This window comes from Marinibium conchae, assembly GCF_015595035.1.
In the GTDB taxonomy this organism is placed as follows: Bacteria; Pseudomonadota; Gammaproteobacteria; order Enterobacterales; family Alteromonadaceae; genus Glaciecola.
The window spans coordinates 331763-344035 of record NZ_JADNRN010000003.1 but is presented as its reverse complement, the minus strand read 5'-3'; the positions used below and the strand labels follow the sequence as shown (position 1 = coordinate 344035).

Here is a 12273-nt window from a genome sequence, read left to right as displayed (position 1 = left end):
ATGGATAAGAATAAGAAAGTTATGGATATGACGCAGTCTGAGATAAATGAAGCCTACCAATTGATAGTGAACTCCTCAAAGGCAACATTATCTCAACCCTCAAAAAAGAATGATTTTTCTCATGAAAGAGTGTCTTTGTTGAAAGATACCTCAATAAACTATTCTGTGCGAGCTGCAGTAGTTTAGTTAGCCCAATAAACAAGGAAGTTGTATGCCAAGTTGGAACCAGGTACTCGAAGAGCTTACTGATTCAAAACGTGTGGATGCGCTAGATTACATTCGTCGTAAATATATGAATAAGTTATCAGCGCATAGAGACCGAAACGTCATCGCATACTATTCAGGTTGGTTACAAAAACCTGGACTTGCGAAGTCAAGTATAAACGACGATGACAAAAATGGATTTATGGCAACTATACACGAATTGGATAGAACAAAAGGGCTAGACCTTCTGCTTCATACTCCTGGCGGTGATATGGCGGCAACTGAATCTATAATCGATTATCTTCACCGGATGTTTGACGGTAATATAGAAACTTTTATACCACAAATCGCCATGTCCGGTGGCACCATGATAGCTTGCTCTACCAAAAATATAATTATGGGCAAACAGTCTAATATAGGTCCGATTGATCCTCAGTTTGGAGGCATTCCAGCACATGGAGTTGTAAAGGAATTCGAAGAAGCGATAGAGGCAATAAAGTCAGACCCTGGAAGTATACCAATATGGCAAGCAATAATTGGTAAGTACCACCCAACCTTCGTAGGTGAGTGTAAGAATGCAATCAAGATGGCTGATGAAATGGTCGAACGGAGCTTGATAAGTATAATGTTTAATGGGTGTGATGATGCAACGGAGAAGGCTCGCAATATAGTTTCCTTCCTAAACGAGCATGAAGACTCTAAAACTCATGCTCGTCACATTAACATAGATGAGGCAAAGCAATGTGGATTACGTATTGAAGATCTAGAAGATGACGAAACTCTTCAGGATTTAGTATTAACAGTGCATCACTGCTTCATGCACACCTTCGCCAATGCCAATGCTATTAAAATCATTGAAAATCAAAATGGTATTGCCGTAGTAATGAATCAACCACAGTAAAAAGCAACTCAAAGAAAGTAGGGTATAAAGTGGGGTTTCCCTCGCATCGAAATATAAAAAACCATTTAAAAACAACATATTAACTTTTATATGGGCGGCATGATGTAAGCCACTCGCCTGCAATTTATTGCAATTCGATGTAATACAAAACCCCGTTAAGCTATTAGTTTAATGGGGTTTTTCTTATAAGACAGTTGTCGAGACTAAATAAATAATGGCAGTCAGCAGTTGGCTAATAAAAGTGAACCAAGTAGATGGTTCACTGCTTACTCGAATTACTAGGCGAGTTTAGTAGGTTTTATAAGGCAAGAACTTTCCAGATAGCACTACATTGACGCGATCACCAGCTTCGTTTTTTTCACGCTTTATGTCCATCGAGAAATCAATCGCACTCATGATGCCGTCACCAAACTCCTCATGAATGAGCTCTTTAATCGTTGAGCCATATACGTTGACTACTTCGTACCATCGGTAAATGAGTGGGTCGGTAGGAACGGCAGTAGGTAGTGAGCCTTTATAAGGCGCAATTTGTAACCAAGCGACAGCTTCGTCACTCAACTCAAAGAGTTCACCCACTTTTTCAGCCTGCGTTTTATCAAAGGCCATTTGCCCCAAGCAAGCCGCGGTAGTCCACTCTTTTGAAAGGCCAATCGCTGAAGCAACATCGCTCCATTTGATGCCTTTAACTACTTTTGTTGCCATGATAATTGTGCTTACTTCTTCTCTGCTGCTAATCATAATGTATCCCCATTGGTCTGAAATAGTTTGTTTGTGACACTTACTAGAAAATCATGTGTGTTTTTATATAAATAAAGAGAGTTATTGCTATCGTGGTTGAAATCAAAGCCAGCCCCTTCCAGAAGCCAAGTGGATTGCGTTCTATCAAGGGAGCTTTTGACTTTCTTAGGTAGATCGGATTCGGTTGTCGCAAATCGTGAATGAATTCTGATATTTCGTCATAGCGCCTGTCAGGGCTTATTTGCAGGGCTTTACGAAGGGTCTCGTTGATCCAGGCTGGAATATCCCGTTTGTCGTCTAACACTGATTGATAAACAAGCCTTCGTTGCGCGGCTTTCGAGTTTGCTCTGACTATGGCATTCCCATAAGGAAAGCGACCACTAAGCATGTAATAGGTTATGACTGCTAGCGAGTATTGATCGGAGCGCGTCGATGAGGCTTCGCCAACAAAAAATTCAGGTGCCATAAAAAGTGCATCGCCAGGAAGCTCTGACTCTACTGACATTTTTTTTAATTCTTCTATACCGCTAATTCTTACGGCCCCAAAATCAATGATTTTAACGGTGCCGTTTGTATCTATCATGATGTTGTCTGGCCTTAAATCTTGATGCAAAATTTCCATCCTATGGATGCCATGTAGTCCTTTTGCGACCTGTTCAATTAACTTTCTGACGGTTTCAAGATCGAGTTTAGGTGTATCTGTTAGCCATTGGCTTAGCGAGATCCCTTCAATGAATTCGGTTACGGTGTATAAAAATTTCCGTTCCCTTCTTTGAATTCCAGCCTTCATGACATGCGCATTGTTAATTCGTCTAGCAACCCACTCTTCCATCACAAGGCATTCCAAATAGCTTTTATCTTGTCGGCGCGCTATGGAGGGGATTTTCAGGGCGACTTGGCTTTCGTTTTCTAGGTCTTTTGCAAGATACACATGGCTTCGGCTATTGGCGTGCAGCTCCCTGAGTATCAGGTATCCATCAAATTCTTGGCGGGGCTTAAGCAATGGTGGAAGTGCTAAGTTGTTCAACTTTTCGTTAAGTACGCTTATTTCGGATTTTGGTAGCGCGTCTATTCTAACCAGTTGAATGGTGAGATTGTCTGCACTGCCATTATCGAGCGCCTGAGAGGCAAGTAATTTTGCGGTCGCGTCTAGGTCTGCGGGATGTTCCGCGAGTAGGGCAAGAACCGAGTCAGCATCCCAAAATTCATACACACCATCAGTACAAAGAATGTATATGTCATCTGTTTGCATTGGTGCGGACTGATAATCAATTTCGAGACTTTCGTTAACGCCTAGAGCTCTGCTAAGGTAGCTCGTTTGCGAAGAAGCCCATGTACGATGATCCTTTGTAAGTTGTTCTAATAGATTATTTCTAAAACGATAGATCCTACTATCACCTACGTGAAAAAAATGTGCAGTGAATGTTTTGAAAATTGCGGCACTAAAAGTACATACATATCCCTTGTCCTTGTTGAAACGGAAATCACTATTCAGTGTTTGTACGGCTAGCCAACCGTTGATGGATTCAATGACTCGTTTCCCTGAGGTTTGAACAGACCATGCCTCTGATGTGCAGTAGTAATCATTTAAAAAGTTCTTAACGGCAGTTTTGCTGGCAACTTGGCTTACATCGCTTGTACTAATTCCATCAGCAATTACGCTTACTGCACCTTTTATATCAAGCTGCGGGCTTGGCGGAATAGTGCAGTCACAGGAGTCCTGATTAATAGCTTTTTTTCCAGAGCTACTGAATTGACCATGACTTACCTTCAGGGAATTGTGCATGTGATATTGACAACTTTTACGCTTATCTAAAAGACATGCCCTGTTCGTTCCGTCGATACAGGGCTCATTTAAATGCGACTAGAGCGCAGCGATAGTTTCAGTGCTTGCTGAAGATTTTGCTTTGCGTTCTTTGCTAGTTTTTACATGCGTATAGTACAGAGGTAGCCCAACTAACAGCAGTCCTCCTGCTAGATTACCCAACACAGTCGGGATTTCATTCCACAGAAGATAGTCTGAAATCGTGAACTCACCGCCCATGATCATAGAGAATGGGAACAAGAACATGTTAACGATTGAATGCTCAAAAGCCATGTAGAAGAACAACATGATTGGCATCCACATTGCGGCCATTTTTGAGCCAGCAGAAGTAGAAATCATGGCACCAACAACACCCATTGATACCATCCAGTTACACAACATGCCTCGGATGAAAATAGTAAACCAGCCCAAAATTCCTTGGTCTTTGTAGCCTATGGTTCTCGATTCGCCTATGGTGCTAACTTTCTCAGCAACTGCACCACCGTCGATCTGATAACCATATGTAAGAATAAACGAAGCGAAAAACGCAACCGTCATCGCCCCCGCAAAGTTTCCTACAAACACCAAACCCCAATTTCTGAAAAGCTCGCGCATTGTGCAACCTTTGCGCTTATCTAATACGGCTAGCGGTACCAGGGTAAATACGCCAGTCAGCAAATCAAATTTCATCAGGTACAACATGATGAAGCCAACTGGGAATAAGACCGAGCCGAGTAAAGGATTACCGGTTTTGGTGATTACCGTAATAGCAAAAAAGGCTGCAAGGGCAAGAATCGCACCCGCCATAAATGCGCGAATAAAAGTATCTTTTGTCGACATGAAGATTTTTTGCTCTCCAGCGTCGACCATCTTAGTGGCAAATTCACTTGGTTCTAAATACGCCATAGTATTTCTCCGTTAAACAGTTAGGTGAGCTAAAAATCAGCCCGTAAAAACGAAAAAAGCGCTCACATTTTCGCCGGATCATGCATAGCATGGGTTGGCGGAACTGTGAGCGCCTTTGCTCATTGTATATATCAAAAAATGGTGTCAGATCATTGGTGATCTACTTTTGAATAAGCAAGTGTTGAACCAAGAATTTAATATTCATATTAATCAGTCACTTACATTTCTTGTCGCGCTATTTTTTATTTGTCGGCGCTATATTTAAGTGCGCTGCGCGATCTTGTTGGTGCAGTTTTTTCGATGCTATAGACAGAATTTACCGAAGGATCTGATGCGCTTAACACTTATGTTGACGTGATAATAAAGTAGAGCAGTTTTAGTTGAGAGTATTCAAAGAAATTAATTAAATGATAATGATTGTTATTTGTATTTGGGTGTGTATACTAAAGATGTTGGCCGATTGGTCTTGGCTAACATGCCCTTGTGTTTGGGCGAGTCTTTGGCTCGCCCCTTCCTATTTAAAGGACTTCTGCTTATGCTAAGTGCAATACAACACAATGACTGGTGGCTTAGTTTCTGCGCCTATTTGATAATTGATTTACTTATCATTGCTTTTTTTACGGTGATATATTTCGGTACCATCTTACTCTTCAAATGGCTTTCTAAGAAGTCGAGCGTTGCTCACCGTTCAGTCTGATTTTTTACCAAGGTAAACTGTAGCGATCGGTGTTATGACGACGCTAATAAATCCTCTTGTGGGAGTGGTTTACTGAAATAGTATCCTTGCACAAAATCACAACCCAGTTTGTTGAGCAATGCATACTGCGCCTCAGTTTCCACGCCCTCTGCTACCACTTTTAACCCTAGGCTGTGCGCCATGGCAATGGTGGCAATCACTAACTTCTGATCGGCAGTGTTTTCAACAATACCACTTACAAAGCTACGATCGATTTTTAGCATGTTGAATGAATATTGACGTAAATAACTAAGGGAAGAATAACCTGTGCCGAAGTCGTCCATCGATAAAGTCACCCCCATGTTGTGTAAATTATTTAGTGTTTCTGTGATGTAGTTTTCACCAGTAAGTAGAACGCCTTCGGTGATCTCAAATTCTAGTTTATGAGGCGGAATGTTGGCAGTTAGCATGGCGTCGCTTACAAAGTTAAGTAAGTTTTTATCCCTAAATTGGCGAGGCGATAAATTTACCGCAACATGCAGATTTTTTTGTGATTCTGCTTCCCATGAAGACAGAAAACTCAGCGCTTGTGTAATAACAAATTCACCGATCTCGATGATCAAGCCCGTATGCTCAGCAATTGGGATAAATTCGTCGGGCCCAACATTCCCCAGAACGGGGTTAAACCATCTCAACAGGGCTTCAGCACCAACAATTTCCGCTGTTTGAGCATGCAACTTCGGCTGAAAATGTAAGCTAAATTCCCCTCTCTGCAAAGCGCCTCTCATTTGATCCTCTAATTCGAAACGGCGACTCGTAATTTCATCCATTTCTTTGGTAAAGAAGGAGTATGCATTGCGACCCATGGCTTTAGCTTGATACATAGCGGTATCAGCATTGCGAAGAAGGTCGGAAGCGTTATCGCCATTTTCAGGGTATATCGCTACGCCTACGCTAAGAGTCAACATAAGCTCTCGGCCTTCCAGCTTAAATGGCTGCCTAAACGCGTCCAATAGATTTTCGACAACGGTAGTAATACCCCGATAGTCTGCTACATCAGGAAGTAAAACAATAAACTCATCGCCCCCAAGTCGGCCAACCGTATCACGTTTTCGAATAACCGTTGTAAGACGAGTTGCTGATTCAACTAATACTTGGTCTCCGGTATCATGGCCTAGGCTATCATTGACTTTTTTAAAGTCGTCTAAGTCTAAAAATAGTACTGCACACTGTGTTCGCTGCCGTTCAGCTTCGTTCATTATTTGAGATAAACGATCGAGCGATAAAAAACGATTTGGTAACTTGGTTAGGGTATCGAAGTAAGCTTGGCGTTTAATCGTTTCGGCCGCGTTATGTTGCTCAGTGATATCTCTCACCACAAGCACCAGTTGCTTCTCTGTTTTGAGGTGGCGTGCGCGCGCTTCAAAATACAGTAAGCCAGCAGGCACATTTAATTGATACTGAAAATCAACAACGCCATCCTGTTGAAGCGCCTTTTTAATATTTGTTTTTAGTTTATCGCTTACTTCTTTTGGTAATATTGATGCCATAGGTTTGCCTATAAAACCATCTGGCACCACATAAAGGTCATCTTGGGAGTTAGTATGGAAAGAGATGATGGTGGTATCTTCTTCCATTACAAAAAATAGGTCGGGTGTTGCATCGAGAACGGCCTCAAGTAAATTTTCTTTGATGCTAATTTGTTGTTTCGCTTTAAGCACATCATCGAGACTAATATCGATGCAATACATCTGCTTTTTATTGAGTTCGGTCGTAAACATTACATGGCTAGAATAGACATTCACAGGCAAATTATTTTTTGCTCGAAGAGTTAATTTTGACGCTCCGATTGGAATATTATTGTCAACCCAGTTTCGATGAGCTGCCACTACAGAATCATGCATATCAGTGGGAATGATCAACGATTCCAATTTACAGCCTAAGGCCTCTTCCTCAGAGTAGCCGTATAGTAGCTCACTGCCTTTATTCCAATAGATCACATTCCGATTCTCATCATAACCTTGCACCGAGATTGCTTCTACGGCATCAAATAGTTGATGAATTGCATCGGTACTGGTGGCGGGAATAGATATGGGTGTAGTGATTTGAGCCTCTCCTTAATCGTTCAGTTCTTTAGTTCTATTGTGTTCTATCGACTGTCATTACGCAGGGGTTAAGCTTTCTTTGAGTTTTATCGAATAAGAAAAACAAAGTCAAATCGAAAATACTGTAGATTATTGGTTTACAATATTCATTACCAAAGCTATTTACATTGTTGACCAATAAGTGTCATTATCTTAACCTCAACCCAGAAATTGAATAATGAAGAAATGCGAAGGCTACTACACGAGAGCTGGTGCATCATTAATAAAGGAAATGCAATCTTGTACAAAATTTCAATATTAACCCTCGCGCTACTTTTATCGGCCTGTGGCTCCTCTGATACTCGTGACATTGTGTTGCCTTCTCCAGACCCAGAACCTGAGCCTGAAACGAATGTACCTGAGCCACTGTTTCCACCAGACTTAAGCAGAACGTCTTGCAGCGGATTAGACTATCTTCAAATCAATGCTATTTCTTCAGACTCTTCTGTGAACGCATCTTTTAATGCGGATTTAGCTATCGACGGCAGTCTAGACGAGTCGAGCCGCTGGGAGGTCGTCTCGGGTTCAGCGGAATTTATCGTTGACCTTGGCTATCGCCATTACATTCGAGAAGTTGGTACTGCTTGGTATCAGGGAGATAGCGCGGTAAATTCATTTGATATAGCTGTATCGGAGGATGGCGAGACTTTTTCCACAATATTAACTAGCGAGCTTACCGCAGGCGACACGCTAATGTTTGAGCGTTTCAACCTTGGTGCTAGCGTTGCGCGCTTCGTGAAGTTTACCAGTAATGGTGATACGACCAATGGTGCTACTGCCTTAAGTGAGTTCGCACTTTTTGGTTGCCCCCTCGACGTAGTTGATGCTCCGATTAACACACAAACCGTAGACATAGCTCAATATGGCTTGGATCCAACAAAGCCGCCAGGCGAAAACTTTGACTTACTTAGTTGGGCGCTTGACACTCCAAGAACCGATCCTGATGACGGCTTTTCTCTGCGAGCAAGCGAAAGAGAGTTAGACGCAGGTTTTGAAGATGACGATTACTTCTATACTGCGGATGATGGCGGTATGACTTTTGTTGCTACGATTTTTGGTGCAAAAACCTCAGCCAATACTAGCTTCACTAGGTCGGAGTTAAGAGAGATGCTACGTAGAGGAAATACTGGCATTCGTACTCAAGGGACTACCCTAAACAACTGGGTATTGGGCTATCAGCCTGAGCCCGATGGTGCGGTTGCCGGCAGAGGTGGTGAACTCAAAGCTACGTTAAAGGTAGACAAGGTGACTATTTCTGGCAGTCAATCCCATACGGGTCGAGTGATCGTTGGGCAAATTCACGCAGGTGACGACGAGCCAATTCGACTTTACTACAAGAAGTTTCCGGATAACGAACGTGGCTATATTTATATGGCGCATGAATACTGGGGCGGAGACGATATATGGAAGACCGTATTGGGTAGACCAAATTTAAGTGAGTCGTCGCAACCTATTTATACCGACAATCCCGAGCAGGGCATTGCCTTGGGTGAGATATTTTCTTATGAAATAATACAAGCAGGTTCACGTATCGACGTCATTATTCGCCGAGGTGATTTACAAGGCCCTATTATTGCTCATCAATACGTAGACATGGAAATAGAAGGCAGTGGTTATGACCGTAGCGACGAATGGAATTACTTTAAAGCGGGTGCCTATTCTCAAAATAACACTGGAGACAGCGGAAATACGAACGGCCTTGGTTCTGATTTCGACCAAGTGACATTCTATTATTTAAGCAACACTCACGGCGAACCATAGGCTATTGTGGCGTTATTGGTCAACACCGATAACGCCCGCCACTGGATATATTTTTCCAGAGCCTAACTGACGTGCTTCGAACATCATGTTATCTACTGCAGTGAACAAATCGTTTGACACTCCACCACCTGCGGGCGCTGCCACAGCGTAACCAATAGTGCAACCAAGCCGAGAGGTAAGGTTAGCTATTTCGCCATTATGAAAGCGTTCCATTACTTGCCTTGCCTTTAATTCTGCGCCGTCATGGCCGCAATCAGACAGCAAAATCGCAAATTCATTGTTACCAAGGGTTGCAACTAGGTCGCCAGGCCGATTCCCAGCATCAGACAAACCCTCGGCAACCGCGGCAAGTGTAGAGAAATACTTATCGTTACCGTCGTTTTCGCGAATTTCTTGTATTTTCTCAACCTTCACGATGATAAGGGTAAGATGGTGCCAGTAGCGCGCGCATCGAGCCCATTCTACTGCCATAACTTCTTTAAATTTAGCTTCGTTTGGCAAGTGAGTCAGTGGGTCGATAAAGATGAGAGATTCAAGTTTTTTAGTTTTACGATACAGCTTTATATGTCGTTTTAGACGGGCGATAAGTTCTGTCATCATCGGCGGCTTAGTGACAAAATCTGCACCGCCTAGCTCAAAGGCTTCTGATTTCACTGAGGGACCAGTGAGTGACGAGACAAAAATGATGGGAACATCTTGCAAAAATTGAGTTTCTTTAATGCGATTACACAAATGTAATCCATCTTCATTCGGCATCATGATATCCAGAATGATGGCGTCGGGCAGTGGTGAGTTATTTAATAACTCCCAAGCTTGGCGAGCGTTTGGTGAGAACGAAATGTCAAAGTCTTTACCCAAACCATTAAAGTATAGCTTGAGTTCCATTTCGTTATCATCGATCACCAAAACACGGTAGGTGGATTCGTCGATACTATTACTAGATTGCAATGCGCTGCCCATAGTTTATTATCCATCGTTGTGTCGCTGACATACAAAAATCTCTTAACGCACGCCGTATGTTAACCAGTATTTTAGTTTACGCTCAATAACAGAGAATTGCATGTAAACCTTCGTCTAGTATTTAACCAAAACTACGCTCTATTTAGCATCTTTTCCACTCTAATCTGCAAAATAGTTTAGTAAGTAGAAAAATCTGCACTATAATCTGCGCTCACTTTGTAGCTTAGTCGTTTAATGGCAAAAATTATGACACAAAACAAAACTTGGACAATAGAAGATGCAGAGCGCACCTATGGCGTTTCTAGCTGGGGTGGAGGCTATTTTCATATAGGTGAAAATGGCAATGTCAAAGTATCTCCAGATCCATCCAATCCAAGTATGCGAATTGATTTTAAAGCCGTTATCGACGAAGTAAGCCAAGAGGGTATTCAGTTTCCAGTAGTCGTTCGCTTCCATGATGTGCTTCGCTCGCAAGTGGTTGGTATAAATGAAGCTTTTAATTCAACCATTAGCGAGGCTTCGTATAACGGAGAGTATCGCGGTGTTTATCCAATTAAAGTTAACCAGATGCGTGAGGTGGTTGAAGAGATCGTCGACGCTGGCGCACCCTATGATTTTGGCTTAGAAGCTGGCTCTAAATCAGAGTTACTAGCAGTATTGGCCTACAATACAAATCCGAATTCACTGACGATATTGAACGGATATAAAGACGAAGAATTCATCCGTTTAAGTTTGCTAGGCAGAAAACTTGGTCGCAAAGTCGTTGTGGTGATTGAGAAGTACTCCGAGTTGTTAATGCTTGTACGACTCTCAAAAGAACTCAATATTGAACCAATTATTGGTTTACGCTCAAAAATGACTGCGATGGGCAAGGGCAAATGGCAAGGCTCGAGCGGTGAACGCGCTAAATTTGGTCTTACCATTCCAGAAATCATCAATTCTGCGCGATATCTTGAACAAGAGGGTATGGCGCATACGTTAAAGCTATTGCATTTTCACATCGGTAGCCAATTAACCGATATTAGAGCGATAAAAGATGCGGTTAATGAAGGTGCGAGGATCTATTCTGAACTGCACGGAATGGGCTTTCCTTTAGAATACGTAGATGTAGGCGGCGGACTCGGGATTGACTATGACGGTAGTAAATCTACCAATGATTCGTCTCGTAATTACAGCTTACATGAATATGTGGCCGACGTAATTTATGGCATGAAAGAGATATGTGACCTAGAAAATGTGCCACATCCGCACATCGTGACAGAGAGTGGAAGAGCGATTACGGCTCATCACAGCTGCGTTATTACTGAGATAGTTGGTGAAATTAAAGCGGATGGAGCGATGCTTGATACAGTCGCTGCAGAAGGCGAGCACATATTATTGAAAAATATCAGAGAGCTGCTTGAAAACCTCTCCAATGTTACAAACTTGCAAGAAGCTTACAATGACGCTTCAGAGTGGAAAGAGCAAGCTGTATCGGCCTTTAAACTGCGAGTTATCTCGCTTGAAGAACTCGGGAAAATAGAAACCCTCTATTGGCAAATTATGCGACAGTTGCAACTACAGTATCGCGACGTGGAGTTCGTGCCGGATGGTTTGCAGCATCTTGATTTTTCTCTGTCTTCTCAGTATTTGTGTAATTTCTCTATTTTCCAGTCGGCGGCCGATACTTGGGCGATAGATCAAATTTTGCCTGTTGTGCCACTAACTGGTATGGATCAAGAGCCTGATATTGATTGCTCATTAGTTGACATCACTTGTGATTCCGACGGCAAGATTGACCGCTTTGTTATTGACCGAGCGATTCAAAACATCATGCCAATTCGTTCGTTAGCACCAAATGAAAAGGCCCATTTGGGCTTGTTTTTAACTGGCGCATATCAAGACGTAATGGGCGATATGCATAATCTGTTCGGCCGCTTAAATGAAGTGCATATTTTTAGTTACGATGACGATCCTGAAGACTTTTACATCGAAGAAGTTGTTAAAGGTTCGTCGGTAGAAGACGTATTGTCAATCATGCAATATCACCCAAAAACAATGGCTATTGATGTTAAACGTCAGATTGATAAACAAGTTGCTAATGGTCAAATTTTGCCGCGCGAGGGTGTAAAGTGGACCGATTTTTACGAAAATTGTTTGGAAGGTTACACTTACTTAAAAACTGAGTAGTAACAATAAG

Annotated in this window: 9 protein-coding genes; 4 read left to right on the top strand and 5 right to left on the bottom strand. The window is 42.3% G+C overall.

The genetic code is table 11. The features are described 5' to 3' along the window. Both ISG33_RS12930 and ISG33_RS12925 read left to right on the top strand, forming a co-directional pair. Positions 1-186, top strand: coding sequence for a hypothetical protein (locus ISG33_RS12930; RefSeq protein WP_195734029.1), 186 nt, complete (start codon positions 1-3; stop codon positions 184-186). A 25-nt stretch (positions 187-211) separates the two neighbouring features. Further along, on the top strand, positions 212-1105 hold the full coding sequence (locus ISG33_RS12925) for an SDH family Clp fold serine proteinase (protein WP_195734028.1): 894 nt from the start codon (positions 212-214) through the stop codon (positions 1103-1105). A gap of 288 nt (positions 1106-1393) precedes the next feature. Here the strand turns inward: ISG33_RS12925 and cynS are convergent, their stop codons facing one another. The 4 genes from cynS to ISG33_RS12905 all read right to left on the bottom strand — a co-directional run bounded on the left by cynS (position 1394) and on the right by ISG33_RS12905 (position 7322). Next, entirely contained in the window at positions 1394-1843 is a 450-nt protein-coding gene (cynS, locus tag ISG33_RS12920) for a cyanase (RefSeq protein WP_195734027.1), read from the bottom strand. Between the two features lie 43 nt (positions 1844-1886). Continuing rightward, on the bottom strand, positions 1887-3629 hold the full coding sequence (locus ISG33_RS12915; RefSeq protein WP_195734026.1) for a bifunctional protein-serine/threonine kinase/phosphatase: 1743 nt from the start codon (positions 3627-3629) through the stop codon (positions 1887-1889). A 78-nt stretch (positions 3630-3707) separates the two neighbouring features. Further along, complete coding sequence (locus ISG33_RS12910; protein ID WP_195734025.1) at positions 3708-4553, bottom strand: formate/nitrite transporter family protein; 846 nt, start codon at positions 4551-4553, stop codon at positions 3708-3710. Positions 4554-5282: 729 nt separating this feature from the next. After that, the gene (locus ISG33_RS12905) at positions 5283-7322 is read right to left on the bottom strand and encodes an EAL domain-containing protein (protein ID WP_195734410.1); all 2040 of its coding nucleotides are present in this window, start codon (positions 7320-7322) and stop codon (positions 5283-5285) included. A 291-nt stretch (positions 7323-7613) separates the two neighbouring features. Here ISG33_RS12905 and ISG33_RS12900 point away from each other — a divergent pair, with 291 nt between their 5' ends. Next, positions 7614-9134, top strand: a complete 1521-nt coding sequence (locus tag ISG33_RS12900; RefSeq protein ID WP_195734024.1) for a polysaccharide lyase family 7 protein — start codon at positions 7614-7616, stop codon at positions 9132-9134. 12 nt (positions 9135-9146) lie between these two features. On the opposite strand, the gene ISG33_RS12895 is transcribed toward ISG33_RS12900, so the two are convergent. Next, positions 9147-10082, bottom strand: coding sequence for a GGDEF domain-containing response regulator (locus tag ISG33_RS12895; RefSeq protein WP_229333588.1), 936 nt, complete (start codon positions 10080-10082; stop codon positions 9147-9149). Between the two features lie 258 nt (positions 10083-10340). Between ISG33_RS12895 and speA the strand changes: the two genes are divergently transcribed. Next, complete coding sequence (gene speA, locus ISG33_RS12890) at positions 10341-12263, top strand: biosynthetic arginine decarboxylase (protein WP_195734022.1); 1923 nt, start codon at positions 10341-10343, stop codon at positions 12261-12263. The last annotated feature ends 10 nt before the right edge of the window (positions 12264-12273 follow it).

Bases quoted from the DNA above. Each gene is read 5' to 3' on its own strand.
- ISG33_RS12915 (WP_195734026.1), bottom strand. From the start codon at position 3,629: ATGCACAATTCCCTGAAGGTAAGTCATGGTCAATTCAGTAGCTCTGGA.
- ISG33_RS12910 (WP_195734025.1), bottom strand. From the start codon at position 4,553: ATGGCGTATTTAGAACCAAGTGAATTTGCCACTAAGATGGTCGACGCT.
- ISG33_RS12925 (WP_195734028.1), top strand. From the start codon at position 212: ATGCCAAGTTGGAACCAGGTACTCGAAGAGCTTACTGATTCAAAACGT.
- speA (WP_195734022.1), top strand. From the start codon at position 10,341: ATGACACAAAACAAAACTTGGACAATAGAAGATGCAGAGCGCACCTAT.
- cynS (WP_195734027.1), bottom strand. From the start codon at position 1,843: ATGATTAGCAGCAGAGAAGAAGTAAGCACAATTATCATGGCAACAAAA.
- ISG33_RS12930 (WP_195734029.1), top strand. From the start codon at position 1: ATGGATAAGAATAAGAAAGTTATGGATATGACGCAGTCTGAGATAAAT.